We start from the raw sequence: 16,532 nt of genomic DNA, 5'->3' as shown, positions 1-16,532 counted from the left end.
GTTTAAGGGTTTTAAACTGCGAAAACTGTGCCGAATGACGTTACTCTTCCAAACCAATGTCGCGTAACGTCAGTCAGACAACATCACTTACACGGCCAAATACTGCTTAATCAGCTCATCATTTAGGTTTTCCATCTTGTCCGCTGCCACAATTCGGCCCTTCTCCATCAAACGGAACTCTTTTCCAACGCGCCGCGCAAAGCCCAACTTTTGCTCGACTAAGATGACAGTAAGACCTTCTTCTACATTTAATTTAAGAATCACATCTCCAATTTGTTTCACAATATTGGGCTGTATGCCCTCATTTGGTTCGTCCAAAATCAGCACTTTGGGTTCCAATACAAGCGCGCGGCCAATCGCCAATTGCTGTTGCTGACCACCTGATAGGTCCCCTCCACGTCTGTGCAGCATTTCTTTCAATACAGGAAATAGCTCGAAGATTTTCTCTGGAATGTCTTTGCTTTTTCGCACTGGTAAGCCAATGCGAAGATTTTCTTCTACTGTAAGCATGGGGAAGATATCTCTTCCTTGGGGAACATAACCAATGCCTGCGTAGGCTCGGCGCTCAGCACTTTGCTTATGCAGTGCCTCGTTATCCATTGTGATCTCGCCATTTTGAATCGGTAATAACCCCATAATGGCTTTGAGAAGCGTTGTCTTTCCAACACCATTTCGACCCATAATGCAGGTGATGGATTTTGGTACAATGTCCAAATCCAGATCCCACAAAATCTGAGTGCCGCCATACAGCTGATTTACTTTGTTAATAGAAATCATGCGTCTGCCTCTTCCCCTAAATAGACTTCGATCACGTCTTTGTTACTTTGGATTTGATCCATTGTGCCTTCGGCTAAAACGGAGCCCTGATGCAGCACCGTCACAGTACGGGCAATACTGCGAACAAATTCCATATCGTGCTCCACCACGATCACAGTACGATCACCCGCAAGCGAGGTCAGCAGCTCAGCGGTACGTTCTGTTTCCTGAGCTGTCATGCCCGCAACAGGCTCATCGATTAACAACAACCTTGGATCGGAAACCAGCAACATACCGATCTCCAGCCATTGCTTCTGTCCATGAGACAAGGCGCCCGCTTTCATAAAACGCTGCCCATATAAACCAATAATCGCCAGCACATCATTAATGCGCTCGATATCTGAAGACGACAAACGGGAAAGCAATGTCGGCAATACGCGCTTATCCGTTTTGAGAGACAATTCGAGATTATCGAATACTGTCTGCGCCTCAAAGACCGTCGGTTTTTGAAATTTTCGTCCAATGCCAAGCTGCGCAATGTCCGCTTCGTCTTTCGTTAACAGATTATGATTTTGACCAAAATAGACCGTCCCAGAATCGCACTGCGTCTTGCCGGTAATCACATCCATCAAGGTCGTCTTTCCTGCGCCGTTTGCGCCAATCAGGCAGCGAAGCTCACCGTCTCGTACATAGAGATTCAGATTGTTAAGAGCTTTAAAACCATCAAAACTCAGATTGAGATCTTCGACATAGAGAATCATTTGATTCGCAACGTCGACCTTCGCTTGCTCTGGTGTTAAAAAGGGCCACACTTGATCACGACGAAAGGTATCGCGAAGCCCTTGTAAAGGTTGATCAAACGCACTCATGACGTTGCCTCCTGTTTGGCTTTCGCTCCACGTTTTGATGTCAATTGCCCATACAAACCCACCAAACCTTTCGGTAGGTAGAGAGTCACAAGTACAAACATCGCCCCCAATGCAAATAGCCAACCGTCAGGCATAATCGCGGTAAATCGAGTTTTCGCGTAGTTCACGAGTAACGCACCAATAATCGCACCAATGAGCGTTCCACGACCGCCGACCGCCACCCAAATCACAATCTCGATGGAATTAATGGGGGAAAACTCGCCTGGATTAATAATGCCGACTTGCGGCACATACAGTGCCCCTGCAATACCCGCTATGACAGCGGAGTAGACAAACAACCAAACCTTATAGCGCTCGGTGCGATAACCGATAAAGCGCGTGCGCGCTTCGGCATCTCGTACGGCGAGCGTCACCTTGCCAAGTCGAGACGATAAAATACGTTGGCTCAAGACAAATATACCAGCAAGCAGAATCGCCGTGATCAAAAAGAGAGAGACGCGTGTTGCATCCGCTTGCAGATCAAACCCTAAGATTTCTTTAAAGTCTGTTAAGCCGTTGTTGCCTCCAAAACCCATCTCATTACGGAAAAAGGCCAGCAAGAGCGCATAAGTCAGCGCTTGCGTCATAATGGATAAATACACTCCAGTGACACGAGAACGAAACGCCAACCAGCCAAACACAAACGCCAGTAAACCGGGAACAATCACGGCCATCAGCATGGCAAACCAGAACTGATCCATGCCTAACCAAAACCAAGGCAATTCTTTCCAATCAAGAAACACCATAAAGTCAGGCAAAAGCGGATTACTATACACACCACGGTCGCCGATTTGGCGCATCAGATACATACCCATGGCATAACCGCCCAACGCAAAGAACGCACCGTGCCCCAAGCTCAATATCCCGCAATAACCCCAGATAATATCCACAGCCAACGCCAACATGGCATAACACAGGTACTTGCCCAGCAACGTAATACTGTATGTGCTGACATAAAGTGCAGAATCTTGCGGTAGCAACAGGTTCGCCGCTGATGCCAATACCGTGATGCTCAACAAGATCACCACAAACGGTAAGGTGTATTTTCCAGAGGTACGCCCTGCCGAAAACCAGTCTAGAAGCTTTGTCATTCTGCAGCCCTCCCTTTTTGCGGAAACAGCCCTTTAGGACGTTTCTGAATAAATAAAATGATGAACACCAACACAAGAATCGCCGCCAGCACAGCCCCCGTAGTCGGTTCCAAGAATTTGTTCGCAATCCCCAAGGTAAAGGCCGCCACCAGCGTCCCCATCAGGTTGCCAACGCCCCCAAACACCACCACCATAAACGAATCGATAATGTACGATTGCCCCAAATTTGGCCCAACATTCGTAAGCTGAGAAAGCGCTACTCCTGCAATACCTGCAATGCCTGAGCCTAATCCGAAGGTCATGGCGTCTACCCATTCGGTTTTCACACCCATAGCTTTCGCCATATTTCGGTTTTGGGAAACGGCACGCACATTAAGCCCTAACGAGCTTTTCTTAAGTAACAGCACCAGTGCCATAAACACCAACAGTGCGAACGCAAGAATGTATAAACGGTTTAACGTCAGCGATAAAACAGGGTTGATCTCTAGCGAGCCACTCATCCAACTGGGCGTTGAAACCTGACGGTTAAGCGGTGAGAAAATAGTTCGAACCAGTTGTTGTAAAATCAGGCTAATACCAAAGGTCGCCAACAAAGTTTCCAACGGCCGACCGTGCAAGCGACAAATCACCAAGCGCTCAATTAACACGCCCATTAAACCAGAGACTAAAAACGCAGCTGGGATCGCCACCCAAATCGAATAATCAATGTGGTTTGGCATCATGAGCTGAACAACGTAAGTCGTGTAAGCGCCCAGCATGATCATTTCACCGTGGGCCATGTTAATAACGCCCATCACACCGAACGTAATCGCAAGGCCAATCGACGCCAGTAAAAGCACCGACCCAAGACTTAAACCAAAGAAGAGTTGATCCACCAAAGCATAACGTTCGACACGTTGATTAATACTGACCAGCGCTTTCTCAGCCGCTGCCGCAATCGCCTCGTTAGAATCATTCGTAAGCTTCGTTAACCCATTGCGAACGTCATTTTCCAAACTCTCCGACAAATCTTCGATCGCGGAGAGACGAACACTTTGGCTGTTCGACTTATCCGATGCCGCAAATAAAGAAAGCGCCGTTCCCATCATGGCTTTTACATCGCGACTTTCTTCCTCGACATATAATGTCTCAAGTATGCCAATGAGGTTTTTATCCAGCTTCGCCAGTAACTCTCTTACCGCACCTTCTCGAACCTTTGGGTTTTCAGACGTCAGCTGAATACGGGCAATCACACTGCGCAGAAGGCTACGTAGCTTGTTGTTTACTTTTACTTTCTTGACCTGTTTTTTGGTTATATCTGGCCGAGACTCGCCTGAAAACATAACCTGATAAGTCACTTGTTTGCCCGATCCGACTTTTTCAACCAAAGTACGGTCAGACTTCACATAATAGAGATTGCCTGCAAGCCAAGTGCGAAAAAGAGGAAGGTAGGCATCGCCGCCTTCCGCTTCTAACTTTTCGAGCACGGCTGGCATCTTAGACAGTTTGGTTTTGGTCAGCTCGACCAGCATAGGGCTGGCTGACTGCGCCGAAGCTTCGCCCGTCGCCGCGTAAGCGGAACTAAAGGGCATCAAAGCACCTAACAACAAGCAAAGCGTCAAAATAACGTTCAAAGTTCTACTCCAAAATAGTTTGGAAGATGATCTAAAAAGGCTCTCAGCCAGCGCATGCCAGCTGAGAGATTTACCCCTGGGAGAGTAAAATTCGGATAGTTGTTCATTTACAGAAGCGCCTTAGACCTCTCCCTAACCCTCCCCTTGTAAAGGGGAGGGAATATCAATACTTCGGCCTGACTCCTCCCCTTTACCAAGGGGGGAAATAACAACACTTCGACCTGACTCCTCCCCTTTACCAAGGGAGGGAATATCAATACTTCGGTCTGGCTCCTCCCCCTTACCAAGGGAGGGAATATCAATACTTCGGTCTGGCTCCTCCCCCTTACCAAGGGGGGAAATATCAATACTTCAGCCTAACTCCTCCCCTTTACCAAGGGAGGGAATATCAATACTTAGGCCTGACTCCTCCCTTACCAAGGGAGGGAGTATCAATACTTCGGTCTGGCTCCTCCCCCTTACCAAGGGGGAGGTTGGGAGGGGGTCTCAGCACAAAGCGCTACAACTAATAGTTCTGACCAGAACACGCCTTAGTCTTCGTGTTGTAGTTGCCACACTTAACTGGGTCAGTCCAATCCGCAATCAAGTCTTTAGAACCCGGCAAGAAATCAGACCACGCATCACCTGCGACAACGCCGTCTGTTTCCCAAACCGTTTCAAATTGACCGTCGTCTTGGATCTCACCAATAAGCACTGGCTTGCTCAAGTGATGGTTTTTGTTCATGACAGCAATGCCGCCCGTTAGGTTTGGTGTTTCTTGACCGATCATGGCTTGTTCAACGGCATCAACGTCGGTCGTGCCAGCGTCTTTCACTGCATTCGCCCACATGTTAAAGCCAATGAAGGTCGCTTCCATTGGGTCATTCGTTACACGATCAGGGTTTTTAGTGAAGGCTTTCCACTGGGTGATGAACTCTTCATTCTCTTCAGTTTCAACACTTTGGAAGTAATTCCACGCTGCCAAATGGCCAACAAGCGGCGCGGTGTCCAAACCAGACAACTCTTCTTCACCTACAGAGAACGCGACAACTGGGATGTCTTCAGAAGAAATACCTTGGTTACCTAACTCTTTGTAGAAAGGCACGTTTGCGTCACCATTGATGGTCGACACCACCGCTGTTTTCTTACCTGCACTACCAAATTTGTTGATATCAGAGACGATAGACTGCCAATCAGAGTGACCAAATGGCGTGTAGTTGATCATGATGTCTTCTTCTGCCACACCCATGTCTTTTAGGTAGGCTTCTAGAATTTTGTTCGTCGTACGTGGGTAAACGTAATCCGTACCGGCAAGAACCCAACGCTCAACCCCTAGCTCGTCTTTTAGGTAATTAACAGCAGGAATCGCCTGTTGGTTCGGCGCAGCGCCTGTGTAGAACACGTTTTTAGAGGACTCTTCGCCTTCATACTGAACGGGGTAGAACATTAAGCCGTTTAGCTCTTCGATTACTGGCAAAACGGATTTACGAGACACGGACGTCCAGCAACCGAAAATCACATCCACTTCGTCTTGAGTCAGAAGTTCACGCGTTTTCTCTGCAAACAAAGGCCAGTTTGAAGCAGGGTCAACCACCACCGCTTCTAGCTTTTTACCCAGCAAACCACCTTTTTTGTTTTGCTCTTCCACCATCATTAAAACAGTGTCTTTCAGCGTTGTTTCAGAAATCGCCATCGTGCCAGACAAAGAGTGCAACACACCGACCTTGATGGTATCCGCCGCCATAGAAGGCAACGCAATAAGCGTCGCGCCAGAAAGCGCAATCGCAGAAGCAAGCGTTTTGATTTTCATGTTGAGGTTGTCCTATGTGATTTTGAATAAGTAATAGAAGTTGAGTGACGCGGCTTTTTCAGCTCTTATTCAGCTCAACTCACTCAACACAGTATTCAGAATCACATCGACAAAGGGTATGCGCGAAATGCACTAGGGGTATACGTCATTTGACGTAGTTGGGGCTAGAGAAACGCTCTCTGAAACGTCTGATATGAACGCCTAGAGCTTTCTTTAGGGATAAAATGAACTGCTCTGAACATTACAGACGAAAGCTCACTAAAGCTGCTTTTCACTTTAGTTATGAGCTTTCGCTAACTTATCTCAACGCCCTCCCTAGCTTTTATTGCTACTTAGGACGGCTATTCCCATTAAGACAAAGACACTTGAGGTGATTTTGGAGAGATATGAATTGAATTTCTTTTCGGAAAAGTACTTTTTTATATGATGGATACCAATCGAGTAGCCTATATGCACAACCGTTACGATCAAACATATCGTGAGAAACATAATCAAAAATTGCTCATTCGCGGAATGGTTAACATCGATAAACTGAGGCAAAAATGCGGATAGGAAGATAACGGTTTTCGGGTTGCTAGCCGATACTAAAAACGCCTCAAGAAAAATAGAAAAAGCAGTATTTTTCTTCACAGAAGCGCCATTATTATCTATATGAAATGACGAGTTTTTCTTAGAGAGTAAGCTCTTTAATCCAATATAAATAAGATAGCTTCCGCCAACCACTTTCGCATATAAAAACCAAGTTGGAGATGATTGGAGTAAGACACCAAAACCAAGTTGGAGATGATTGGAGTAAGACACCAAAACCAAGTGCGACCATACAAACAATCAAAAATTGGCAAAGCAAATTACCCAAAATGGTTATAAATGAGTATTTCCAGCCAAACTTTATGCTGTTTTTTAACACTAAAAAAACGTTTGGACCTGGTGCAAGCGTTGTTACGAAGTAGGCTAAAAAAAACATTAGCCAAACATGTATATCCATCTAAAAGCTCCTTCTATAAAACACCCTAACAATTCCTAAAAACACGATGAGAAAGAGTCACATCGTAGGGATGTATCTACCTCTTCCTGTGAGTCAAAGCGTTTCGCTCCCTAAATATAGTCGCGAATTCAACTCCGAAGTGCAATACCCTAAATCAATAAGCTCAATCGGCAACTAAACTAAGGGACACCCCAAATGACGTCTCTCGCATCAGAGAATAGCAATTACCCCTTGTGAGCAACCGCTTGTAAATCAAAGTTTAGAGCTTTCAATACTTTTACGACGGTGGAAAACTGCGGTTTGGAACCCACTCTAAGCGCCTTATAGAGGCTTTCACGACCAAGTCCCGAGTCTTTAGCGACCTGCGTCATTCCCTTCGCTTTAGCAACGTGGCCTAAAGCATGAATAAGCTCATCAGTATCACCTTCTTCCAACACCTGAGAAAGGTATTCAGCAATGTCCTCATCGTCTCTAAGTTGTTCTGCCATATCAAAATTTTTTAGTTGCATGATTAGCGCCACCTTTGCTCTTTAAGCTGTTTTGCAATCTTAGGTGCAGTATAAATATCATTACTTTGTGTGGATTTATCTCCTCCACCCAACATGACTATAATCTCATCACCAACTTGGGCGTAATACATTCTCCACCCAGGACCGAAGTGCTCTCTCATTTCAAAAACATCTTCACCTACGGCTCTAACATCCCCAAGTAGGCCACGAGATACTTTTTCTAGCCTGCGTGAAAGTCGAATTTTAGTTTTCTTATCTTTCAACCCGGTCAGCCAAGCGTCAAATTAGTCCGTGATTTGAACCTTGTGCATAATATTATTCCGTATCCAATTGAATACAGAATAGTTTGGTTTTGAATAGGCATCAAGATTAGGTTCCACGAATTTACACTGAACCCTCTCTTCCATACTTCGTCAAAATCAACGGAGCTATCACCAGCACCAAATACACCGTATTGAACACTAAGTTGGAAACCACACCCGATGCAACGGAACCAATGCCATCAATCACGTACCAAACAAGAATGGCGTAAAGAGTGCTTCGCATGATGGCTTTGTTTCCCGCTTCAATCGCGGGGGCAACGACCCGCCAAAAAAGAACCGCTATGGCGCCTAAAAGACCAGCGGCGATCGAGACAATCCACATGGTGTTGCGATCCAGCGGTTGGCTGAGTCGGTCTAATGGCCAATCCGAAACATCTAATATCAGCCTTGCAGGTAAGTTAATGGCGGTAAAAGGCGCGGTGGCCCAGAGTAACGCGTAGGCCGCAAATAGAATGGCGACGACTCGCATAAAAAGTGCACTCGCTGACGGTTTCATTTGGTATCCTCTTAGCAATGTGAATCTAAGTTGAGCTTACAATTCTCAAAGACGCCGAAACAATTACCTCAGAGGTAATGCAAAATGGGTAACAAGGAAAGCCATGAACGACAGCTACGGTGTGATTTTAAAAAACTGGCGTAAGCAAAGACGCTACAGCCAGCTGCAATTATCCCTAGAGGCAGGTATTTCGAGCCGGCACCTTAGCTTTCTGGAGACGGGGCGCTCGCTACCCAGTAAGGATACGGTGGTCAAACTCGGTGACTTTCTTAAGATTCCAAAACGAGAGATAAACCGAATGTTGAGTGTGTCAGGTTACGCGCCGATCTTTCGGGATAACAATAGCCAAAACGATAACGAAGGCGTCGACATGACGCCGATTCTGTTGGCGTTGGACACCCTCTTAGCGAACCATATGCCATTACCTGCGTTTGTTTTGAACCGTGATTGGGATGTGGTGAAAGCCAATCCAGCGGCCGAGCACATTATGGCTGAACTGGGGTTCGCTAACACACCGAATTTAATCGAAGGTTTTTTATTCGATGACCCGACCGACTCTCGTATCGTTAATTGGGGTGAAACCGCTTCCGTACTGCTTAGCCGATTAACCTATGAAATCGATCTAACAGGTGGTTCCAATCGTTTAGTAGAGCTGAAGCAAGCTTTGGCAAATAAGCTTCAAAGAGAGAAGCTGTCTCAGGATATCAATTACAATCAAGCGGCTTTGAGTGCCACCTTTCAACTGGGTGATCGGCAACTGACGTATTTTTCGCTTGTCACCCAAATGGGGTCCGTTTTGGACATTACGACCAGTGAATTCAAAGTTGAATTGATGTTTCCGTCGAATGAAGAAACTCGGCAATATCACGACCGACACTTAAATTCAGATCATAAATGCGACTAAGGGCTTAAAAGATAGGGACTATATGAACAATCTGAACTGGGACGATTTGAAGTTCTTTTTAGCGTTGCATGAAACCAACACAGTAAGTAAAGCCGCAGAAAGGCTCAATGTAAACTACGCAACCGTATCAAGGCGTATCGACAGGTTAGAAGACGCCCTTAAATTAAAGCTTTTTGATAGAACTCAGGATGGTTTTCTCTCGACGATTGAGGGACACGTCCTATACGAAAAAGCGCTTGAGATGCGAGAAAAAGTCGACGCACTCGGGGCAGATTTGTCACCGGAAACTCTATTCAATCAAAATACGAAGATATCCATGGTGCCTTTTTTAGCAGAACATGTCGTAATCGAAAATTTAGCACCGCTTCACCATCGGTTTCCAGAGCTTAGATTCGAAATAGAGACTTCAACCCGAAACGTCAATATCTCGAAGTTAGAAGCAGACATTGCGTTACGTCTAGAACTGCCTGAGAAAGGCGAATCCATCTGTAAAAAACTGGGTGACATAACATACGTCCTATATGGAAATGACTATTGGATTGATCGTTTGGAAAAGAACGAAAACGTTAACGTGATTACTTATTCAACGGCGTTTAGCCATTTGCCTGAATGCCAATATTTAATCGAACGCTTCGGTATAAAATCGATCAAGCTGCAAACAGACTCGATTTCTGCGCAAAAGAAAGCCTCCGAAGCGGGCTTTGGGGTCGCTCTTATTCCGAAAATCGCGGTCGATCCAAATTTAAATGTCTATCGAGAGCCGGCCAAAAAAATCAGTCGAGAAGTATGGATGCTGACATCCAAAAAAACAGCACATTCCACCGCTAAAAAATTAGTAATGGATGAACTCATCAAGATTTTCCAGCACACATTGTCCCTATAAAAAGGGAAGATTAAAGTAGGACGTTTTCCTTTTCAGTCAAACTCAATTTACAACACACATTTATGCTCATGCGATGTGCATAGATATAAATTCACTTTTCTTCATTCCAATTTAGAATCAGTTTATTCATTAAAAGGAGTGAAAAATGAGCCATTTAAATACATTACGTTCTATTGCAGGTCTAAAAAATACAGAAGTAAATTGGGATGATGCCGCTCTTCTACTGATCGATTTTCAGAACGAATACTGTGATGGAATGCTCAATCTAGGGCAAAACGGTACCGACGCATTAGCCAATGCGCAAAAGTTACTAGACATTGCTAGAGCTCATAGCGCACCCGTGTTTCATATCGTACACAAAGCAAGTGCAGCCTCCCCCGTTTTCAATTGCGAATCTGACATGTCAAATGTGGTTGATCAGCTTCAACCGACTGAAGATGAGCAAATCATTCCGAAAACAATGCCAAGTTCTTTCTTCAATACAAACTTAGAAGAACTCTTGCATTTAACAGGACGGAAACAACTCATTGTTGCTGGCTTTATGAGCCATATGTGCGTTACCGCGACAACAATAAAAGCCGTAGAATTGGGGTATAACGTTGTGGTTTGTGAAGACGCCTGTGCAACACGAAGCCTTCCTTATCACAGTGGTGAAAGTGTCGATGCTGTGACCGTTCACAAAGCTGCAATGGCCGCTCTGGGTGATCGATATGCGACGGTTGTGAAGTTAGGAGAATTCACCTAACAAGCACGTTTAAGTTAACCTGAATTAGAAGTGAGTGTGCAAAGATGCACACTCACTTCTCTTCTCTATTTTTGTCGTGTTAAAAGTAACTCGCGCCTAACACACTACTTGAGCAAGTGGACATCTATACTGCCTCTGCCGCCATCGTTAAAGGCTTTTGCAAAGTCATCGATACCATCGCCATTAAAGTCGCCCGTTATCCATTGTTGAGCATTCCAAAATCCACCTTGTTGTGTCGCCCAACGCTGCATTCTTAGGCTACCGTTGCCATTCGAAACATGTACATCAATGCTACCTTTGCCGCCGTCATTAAACGCCTTCGCAATGTCATCGTAACCGTCGCCATTAAAGTCGCCCGTTACCCATTGCTGAGCATCCCAGAATCCGCCTTGCTGCGTTGCCCAACGTTGCATCGTAAATTGGCCATTTCCATTAGACACATGCACATCGATGCTACCTTTTCCGCCATCATTAAAGGCTTTTGCCACATCAACAAAACCATCGCCGTTGAAATCCCCCGTTACCCACTGCTGAGCATCCCAGAAACCACCTTGTTGTGTCGCCCAACGTTGCATCGTAAACGCACCTTGGCCATTGGACACATGTACATCGATACTGCCCTTGCCATTGTCGTTGAATGCTTTTGCGATGTCGTCGTAGCCGTCGCCATTGAAGTCTCCGACAAACCATTGCTGTTTATCCCAGAAACCGCCTTGTCGAGTCGCCCAACGCTGCATAGACACACTGCCGTTACCATTTGAAAGGTGCACATCAATGCTGCCGCATCCGTTGTCGTTAAACGCTTTTGCTGCGTCGGCATTACCATCACCATTGAAGTCGCCAACTAGCCATTGCTGCGCATTCCAAAAGCCACCTTGTTTCGTCCCCCAGCGCTGTATTGCCATTGAATTGAGGCCATTAGAAAGGTGAACATCTAGACTGCCTTTGCCGCCGTCATTAAATGCTTTTGCTATATCAACGTTTCCATCGCCATTAAAATCACCAGCGAGCCACTGTTGGGCGTCCCAAAATCCGCCTTGTTTAGTGGCCCAACGTTGCATAACGAGTCCCCCTTTCACGTCAGATTTCAGTAGCAAATTCGGCGAATCCACGCCAGCATTCTGCACGAGATCTGCACTGGTCGCATTGATAAGGTTACGGCTCGTTTCGCTCGGTGAGCTGGTTGGGTTTGATTCAAGATACAAGGCAACCACACCAGCAACGTGTGGCGTTGCCATTGATGTACCACTAATGGTGCGTGTCGCTGAATTGTTCCCAATCCATGCGGACGTTATATTGCTACCAGGTGCGAATAAGTCGAGACACCGGCCGATATTCGAAAAACCCGATCTATTATCATCAATTGTTGTGGCACCAACCGTTAACGCCACTGGCGTTCTTGCAGGAGACACACCACACGCATCGGCGGAGGAGTCATTACCTGCGGCGACGGCATACGTTACCCCAGCATTGAACGAGTTCGTTATTACATCGTCTAATGGCGAATACGCGCCACCACCCAAACTCATATTCACCACTGCGGGACTAACATGGTTGTTTGTCACCCAATCAACCGCAGCTATAATGCCAGAATAGGAGCCACGTCCATTACAGTTAAGCGCACGCACTGCATGAAGCGTTACCTCTTTCGCGACGCCGTACGACGTGCCTCCAATAGTCCCCGCCACATGCGTTCCGTGGCCATTACAATCTTGAGGGTTAGCATCGTTATCAACGAAATCGTAACCATTACCAACCCGTCCGCTGAACTCACTATGGGACGCTAGAATCCCCGTATCGATGACGTAAGCGTGTACGCCAGAACCAGAGTTTTGATATTGAAAACGGTCGTCTAAAGGTAGATCGAGTTGATCGATGCGATCTAACCCCCAAGAAGGCGTTGGCTGTTGCACGGCATCAATCGACACCACGCCATCTGGCACAATGTATTTAACTTCATTCCGAGCTTTTAATTGTTCCGCTGCCTCATCACTAAGGTTTGCCGAAAACCCTTGAAGTGAGGAGGTGTATACGTGCTCTAATTCCGACGCGACCGAAGAAGTACTGTTTACAGAAACACTTTTAATGAGACTCTCTGCGACATCTCGTATGGACTTCCCAGCGCCAACTTCTGCTGACTGAGTTGAAAGACCTTCTTCATCGAAGACGGACTCTTTTAAGACAACCACCCACTGATTTGGGATGGTTTCGACATTACTTGAAATAAACGGCTCGACGCCTTCCGTTTGCGCCAAAGTGCTACCTGCGACAAGCATCCCTAGCGCTGTGACTAAAAACTGTTCCCTTATTGCCATTTTTCCCTTTTCTTATTCCGTTAATACTTTTTCATTAAAAAATATAATTCAGCTCCTGTGCGTAAAAAGCTACGCACTCCTTGGAGCACACAAGGTATAGGAATAAACCTTATAAATATCAATAACTCACGAAGAACCCTCTTAAAACACACACTTTTTACACATTTATAAAGTCACTGCTTTACCACTAACGGCCTTAAGACTCGCTATATCGTTCGCATACCTAGGAAAAATAAAAACCAACCTAAACGAACACCATTACCAACGAGTCATTTACAAACGCATCGCTTCTCGTGTTTGCTTGGACAAGAGTACATCAGTTAATCGTTCTAGTAGTTCCCCGCCTTCACGCCAGTAGTGCCAATACAACGGAATCTCGATGCTGGGCTGATCGGCAAATACATCGATAAGTTCACTCGCATTTTCTTCTGCTTGGTAAGTGGGTAACGCACCATAGGCACTGCCAGAAGCGACTTGTTTCACCATTCCAATGCTAGAAGGGCAAAGATAACGGGGCGACGATAGTTCAAAGCCCATTTTCATAAAGCCCTCTTCATGAATTTTATCTTTTACACCATAAATCACGGCGGGTGCGCGGTTTAGAGCATCTTGCGTCACGCCATTAGAAAAGTAAGTCTGATAGAAGGAGGGAGAGCAATAAAAGCGGTATTCCATATTGCCTATATAATGACAGCGCGTGCCACTTAGCGGTTTCTCAGTACTGCAAATGCAGGCGACAACCGAGCCTTCCTGAAGGTGCGCTAGACCCTGACTTTGATCTTCCGTGTTAATTTCAATTGCAACGTCATGCTGTCGAAGAAAAGGAGCCGTGGCGTCATGCCACCACGTCGATAGCGAATCGGCGTTCATCACGATTTTAAGCGTTGGTCTGGAGGAGTCAGGGTTATACACGCTGATCAGTTCATTTTCGAGCAGTTTGACTTTAGTAACGTGCTTTACGATTTCAAGCCCCGCGTCCGTCAGAGTTATAGGCCGTTCTCGTTTGACGAGAAGCTTTCCAACTCTCTGTTCTAAGGTACTGATACGTTGAGACATCGCAGATTGAGTGATGCCAAGTGCATTCGCCGCACGCTCAAAGCTACCTAGCGTTCCAACTATTTCAAGTGCCTCTAACAATCGATAATCCAGCATTAGAATCTCTTATTTATCATTAATTATTTTAACTTTACCTTAAGTTCGAATAAGGTCAATCTTAGCGTCATACCACACCGCGGACATTTCTATCTATGTTATCTATGATGTTAAAAGGCATCTTTTTATCCGGCAGCCTCATTGTCGCTATTGGCAGTCAAAATGCGTTTTTACTAAGGTCTGGCCTCAAAAAGCAGCATGTGTTTACCGTTGCCACCTTGTGTTTTATGGGCGATGTGTTGCTCATGTCATTGGGAATTTTTGGTATTGGTGCAATCATCCAGAGTTATGACATCGCCCAAATTATATTGGGCGCATTAGGTGCTGCCTTCCTGTTTTGGTATGGATTTTCTTCGCTAAAATCCGCTTTGCACAGCAAACATGCTCTGAATGTATCGTCTGATGATACGCAAAAGCGGGGAAAAACCTCGATTGTCTTAGCCACCCTAGCGATTACCTTTTTAAACCCGCATGTTTATTTAGATACGGTTGTCGTCATTGGCGGCGTTGCCTCTTCCTTTACATTGGATGAAAAACTGTGGTTTCTAATCGGGTCTGTCTCAGCGTCTTTTCTATGGTTTTATGGCCTAGGCTACGCTGCTACGAAGTTGGTGCCTGTGTTTTCTCGCCCAAGTACTTGGAAAATACTCGACAGCATCGTGGCTATTATTATGTTTTATATCGCGTTTGAACTTGCGAAATGGACGTACGGCATGATGGTTTAGAGGCTGTGTAATAAGCATAAAAAAGCCCCGAATCTCTTCGAGGCTTTTTCCAAAAAATATTCTGTTCGTTTTATCTTAGGCTTTTTTAACGAACTGAGACTTCAGCATCATATCGCCCGCACCATCAACTTTACAGTCTAAGTCATGATCGCCGTCGACTAAGCGTTTGATTGTCGCTTTGGTACCGATTTTAAGCACTTGAGACGAGCCTTTTACTTTTAGGTCTTTCGCCAAAGTCACTTTATCGCCATCCTGCAGTTGCGTGCCGTTTGCGTCTTTAATGAAAAGCGCGTCTTCGTCCACCTCGACTTCATTTGGATTCCAGTCGTGACCACACTCAGGGCAAACCAATAACTCTTGATCCTGATATACATACTCTGAGTTACATTTTGGACAATTTGGAAGACTCATGCTTATCGCTACCTCTTAAACCGGAATAAAAGTGCGGGCATTATACGCCTATTTTCAAAATGACGGTGAGATTAAACAAAAATGTGCATACATTGCACATTTGGTCAAACAACAGCAAAACACATGTCGGCTTCCCTACACCATGTCGGATTGATGTATTGAAACGATCTCAGTCAAGCCTTTGTCCTTAAGCGCAATCGTATAAGGTGCGTTGTGGTGGAAGTGGAAAGCCTCCTCTGAATCAAATCGCTCCCATAGCATCAGCTTCGTGGGTTCCTCTTCAAATTCATGCAGTTCAAAAAGGGTACAGCCAGCTTCTTCTCGCGTAATGGCACACAGCTCCTTAAATCGTGCTTTTGTTTCTTCCACTCGGTTTGGGTCTGTTATTCTCAATTCCGCCGTAATGAAATAGCCTTTGTCGAATTGAGAAGGTAGACCTGCTGAAGCTGTTCCATCAGAACCAGAGCCAATCTCGATGTCGCGCTCTTTGAATACTTCTTTTGCCGCGAACAATCCATTTAGCGCCGCTGGAAAACCTGCATAGAGGGCTATTTGCATCATGACTTCGACAATTTCCTGAGCGGTACAACCCACATTGAGCGCCCCATGGATATGGACTTTAAGCTGCGGGGCTGCATTACCTAGCGTGACAAGAGAAGCGATGGTCGCCAGTTCTCGAGACTTTAAATGCAGCGTTTTTCGACTATAAACATCACCAAACATGCCAATCAGGATAGTGGCAAAATCTGGCGCGATGTCCTGCAACGCGTCGATCACCCGTTCGCCTTGTTCCCCGTCTACTTCTGCCAACATGTTCCAACCAATTTGATAACGATCTGATTGCATTGCCCTTCTCCCATAGAGGTTATTACACAGTATGAAGATCGTGACATAGTTCATAACCAGAATATGTAGACCAAATTGGTA

The 16,532-nt window shown here is 45.7% G+C and carries 17 protein-coding genes and 1 pseudogene; 4 read left to right on the top strand and 14 right to left on the bottom strand.

Features of this window, described 5'->3' with window-relative positions; translation table 11 throughout:
• Positions 1-87 precede the first annotated feature (87 nt).
• The 10 genes and pseudogenes from urtE to MARME_RS00560 form a co-directional block, all read right to left on the bottom strand.
• Complete coding sequence (urtE, locus tag MARME_RS00600; protein WP_013659331.1) at positions 88-777, bottom strand: urea ABC transporter ATP-binding subunit UrtE; 690 nt, start codon at positions 775-777, stop codon at positions 88-90.
• Positions 774-1,625 carry an urea ABC transporter ATP-binding protein UrtD gene (gene urtD, locus MARME_RS00595; RefSeq protein WP_013659330.1) on the bottom strand — a complete coding sequence of 284 codons (852 nt, stop codon included), beginning with the start codon at positions 1,623-1,625 and terminating at the stop codon, positions 774-776. The genes urtE and urtD overlap by 4 nt, the downstream gene beginning before the upstream one ends.
• A complete protein-coding gene (urtC, locus tag MARME_RS00590; RefSeq protein WP_013659329.1) occupies positions 1,622-2,755 on the bottom strand; it encodes an urea ABC transporter permease subunit UrtC in 1,134 nt (377 codons plus the stop codon). The genes urtD and urtC overlap by 4 nt, the downstream gene beginning before the upstream one ends.
• Positions 2,752-4,368 carry an urea ABC transporter permease subunit UrtB gene (gene urtB, locus MARME_RS00585; protein WP_013659328.1) on the bottom strand — a complete coding sequence of 539 codons (1,617 nt, stop codon included), beginning with the start codon at positions 4,366-4,368 and terminating at the stop codon, positions 2,752-2,754. The genes urtC and urtB overlap by 4 nt, the downstream gene beginning before the upstream one ends.
• A 505-nt stretch (positions 4,369-4,873) precedes the next feature.
• The gene (gene urtA / locus MARME_RS00580; RefSeq protein ID WP_013659327.1) at positions 4,874-6,157 is read right to left on the bottom strand and encodes an urea ABC transporter substrate-binding protein; all 1,284 of its coding nucleotides are present in this window, start codon (positions 6,155-6,157) and stop codon (positions 4,874-4,876) included.
• Positions 6,158-6,472: 315 nt separating this feature from the next.
• The gene (locus tag MARME_RS00575; RefSeq protein ID WP_263053295.1) at positions 6,473-6,958 is read right to left on the bottom strand and encodes a LysE family translocator; all 486 of its coding nucleotides are present in this window, start codon (positions 6,956-6,958) and stop codon (positions 6,473-6,475) included.
• A gap of 76 nt (positions 6,959-7,034) precedes the next feature.
• Positions 7,035-7,121: pseudogene (locus tag MARME_RS22825) on the bottom strand (LysE family translocator); the annotation flags it as partial.
• Between the two features lie 245 nt (positions 7,122-7,366).
• Entirely contained in the window at positions 7,367-7,651 is a 285-nt protein-coding gene (locus MARME_RS00570; protein WP_013659326.1) for an addiction module antidote protein, read from the bottom strand.
• Between the two features lie 2 nt (positions 7,652-7,653).
• Positions 7,654-7,923: a type II toxin-antitoxin system RelE/ParE family toxin gene (locus MARME_RS00565; protein ID WP_263053313.1), complete on the bottom strand. Its 270-nt coding sequence runs from the start codon at positions 7,921-7,923 to the stop codon at positions 7,654-7,656.
• 112 nt (positions 7,924-8,035) lie between these two features.
• Positions 8,036-8,470: a hypothetical protein gene (locus tag MARME_RS00560; RefSeq protein ID WP_013659325.1), complete on the bottom strand. Its 435-nt coding sequence runs from the start codon at positions 8,468-8,470 to the stop codon at positions 8,036-8,038.
• A gap of 103 nt (positions 8,471-8,573) precedes the next feature.
• On the opposite strand from MARME_RS00560, the gene MARME_RS00555 reads away from it, so the two are divergent.
• The 3 genes from MARME_RS00555 (at position 8,574) to MARME_RS00545 (ending at position 11,002) form a co-directional block, all read left to right on the top strand.
• Positions 8,574-9,374, top strand: coding sequence for an MmyB family transcriptional regulator (locus tag MARME_RS00555; RefSeq protein ID WP_013659324.1), 801 nt, complete (start codon positions 8,574-8,576; stop codon positions 9,372-9,374).
• 22 nt (positions 9,375-9,396) lie between these two features.
• The gene (locus MARME_RS00550; RefSeq protein WP_013659323.1) at positions 9,397-10,257 is read left to right on the top strand and encodes a LysR family transcriptional regulator; all 861 of its coding nucleotides are present in this window, start codon (positions 9,397-9,399) and stop codon (positions 10,255-10,257) included.
• Positions 10,258-10,402: 145 nt separating this feature from the next.
• Positions 10,403-11,002 (top strand): cysteine hydrolase family protein, encoded by a 600-nt coding sequence (locus MARME_RS00545; RefSeq protein WP_013659322.1) that lies wholly within the window; start codon positions 10,403-10,405, stop codon positions 11,000-11,002.
• Positions 11,003-11,106: 104 nt separating this feature from the next.
• On the opposite strand, the gene MARME_RS21245 is transcribed toward MARME_RS00545, so the two are convergent.
• Both MARME_RS21245 and MARME_RS00535 read right to left on the bottom strand, forming a co-directional pair.
• Positions 11,107-13,317, bottom strand: coding sequence for a S8 family serine peptidase (locus MARME_RS21245; RefSeq protein WP_013659321.1), 2,211 nt, complete (start codon positions 13,315-13,317; stop codon positions 11,107-11,109).
• A 273-nt stretch (positions 13,318-13,590) separates the two neighbouring features.
• Positions 13,591-14,469 carry an ArgP/LysG family DNA-binding transcriptional regulator gene (locus MARME_RS00535; protein WP_013659320.1) on the bottom strand — a complete coding sequence of 293 codons (879 nt, stop codon included), beginning with the start codon at positions 14,467-14,469 and terminating at the stop codon, positions 13,591-13,593.
• Between the two features lie 95 nt (positions 14,470-14,564).
• Here MARME_RS00535 and MARME_RS00530 point away from each other — a divergent pair, with 95 nt between their 5' ends.
• Complete coding sequence (locus MARME_RS00530; RefSeq protein ID WP_013659319.1) at positions 14,565-15,194, top strand: LysE/ArgO family amino acid transporter; 630 nt, start codon at positions 14,565-14,567, stop codon at positions 15,192-15,194.
• Positions 15,195-15,269: 75 nt separating this feature from the next.
• On the opposite strand, the gene MARME_RS00525 is transcribed toward MARME_RS00530, so the two are convergent.
• Both MARME_RS00525 and MARME_RS22820 read right to left on the bottom strand, forming a co-directional pair.
• A complete protein-coding gene (locus MARME_RS00525; RefSeq protein ID WP_013659318.1) occupies positions 15,270-15,605 on the bottom strand; it encodes a zinc ribbon domain-containing protein YjdM in 336 nt (111 codons plus the stop codon).
• A gap of 135 nt (positions 15,606-15,740) precedes the next feature.
• Entirely contained in the window at positions 15,741-16,451 is a 711-nt protein-coding gene (locus MARME_RS22820) for a carboxymuconolactone decarboxylase family protein (RefSeq protein ID WP_013659317.1), read from the bottom strand.
• Between the last annotated feature and the right edge of the window lie 81 nt (positions 16,452-16,532).

Origin of the sequence: Marinomonas mediterranea MMB-1 (genome assembly GCF_000192865.1) — a bacterium.
GTDB lineage: Bacteria > Pseudomonadota > Gammaproteobacteria > Pseudomonadales > Marinomonadaceae > Marinomonas > Marinomonas mediterranea.
The sequence above is the reverse complement of the archived record's forward strand: the minus strand, read 5'-3'. Positions and strand labels throughout refer to the sequence as shown.

What these genes read in the sequence shown, in the direction of transcription:
- MARME_RS00535 (WP_013659320.1), bottom strand. Translation starts at nt 14,469, where the DNA reads ATGCTGGATTATCGATTGTTAGAGGCACTTGAAATAGTTGGAACGCTA.
- urtA (WP_013659327.1), bottom strand. Translation starts at nt 6,157, where the DNA reads ATGAAAATCAAAACGCTTGCTTCTGCGATTGCGCTTTCTGGCGCGACG.
- urtE (WP_013659331.1), bottom strand. Translation starts at nt 777, where the DNA reads ATGATTTCTATTAACAAAGTAAATCAGCTGTATGGCGGCACTCAGATT.
- MARME_RS00545 (WP_013659322.1), top strand. Translation starts at nt 10,403, where the DNA reads ATGAGCCATTTAAATACATTACGTTCTATTGCAGGTCTAAAAAATACA.
- MARME_RS21245 (WP_013659321.1), bottom strand. Translation starts at nt 13,317, where the DNA reads ATGGCAATAAGGGAACAGTTTTTAGTCACAGCGCTAGGGATGCTTGTC.
- urtD (WP_013659330.1), bottom strand. Translation starts at nt 1,625, where the DNA reads ATGAGTGCGTTTGATCAACCTTTACAAGGGCTTCGCGATACCTTTCGT.
- MARME_RS22820 (WP_013659317.1), bottom strand. Translation starts at nt 16,451, where the DNA reads ATGCAATCAGATCGTTATCAAATTGGTTGGAACATGTTGGCAGAAGTA.
- MARME_RS00525 (WP_013659318.1), bottom strand. Translation starts at nt 15,605, where the DNA reads ATGAGTCTTCCAAATTGTCCAAAATGTAACTCAGAGTATGTATATCAG.
- urtC (WP_013659329.1), bottom strand. Translation starts at nt 2,755, where the DNA reads ATGACAAAGCTTCTAGACTGGTTTTCGGCAGGGCGTACCTCTGGAAAA.
- MARME_RS00555 (WP_013659324.1), top strand. Translation starts at nt 8,574, where the DNA reads ATGAACGACAGCTACGGTGTGATTTTAAAAAACTGGCGTAAGCAAAGA.
- MARME_RS00560 (WP_013659325.1), bottom strand. Translation starts at nt 8,470, where the DNA reads ATGAAACCGTCAGCGAGTGCACTTTTTATGCGAGTCGTCGCCATTCTA.
- MARME_RS00550 (WP_013659323.1), top strand. Translation starts at nt 9,397, where the DNA reads ATGAACAATCTGAACTGGGACGATTTGAAGTTCTTTTTAGCGTTGCAT.
- MARME_RS00570 (WP_013659326.1), bottom strand. Translation starts at nt 7,651, where the DNA reads ATGCAACTAAAAAATTTTGATATGGCAGAACAACTTAGAGACGATGAG.
- MARME_RS00530 (WP_013659319.1), top strand. Translation starts at nt 14,565, where the DNA reads ATGTTATCTATGATGTTAAAAGGCATCTTTTTATCCGGCAGCCTCATT.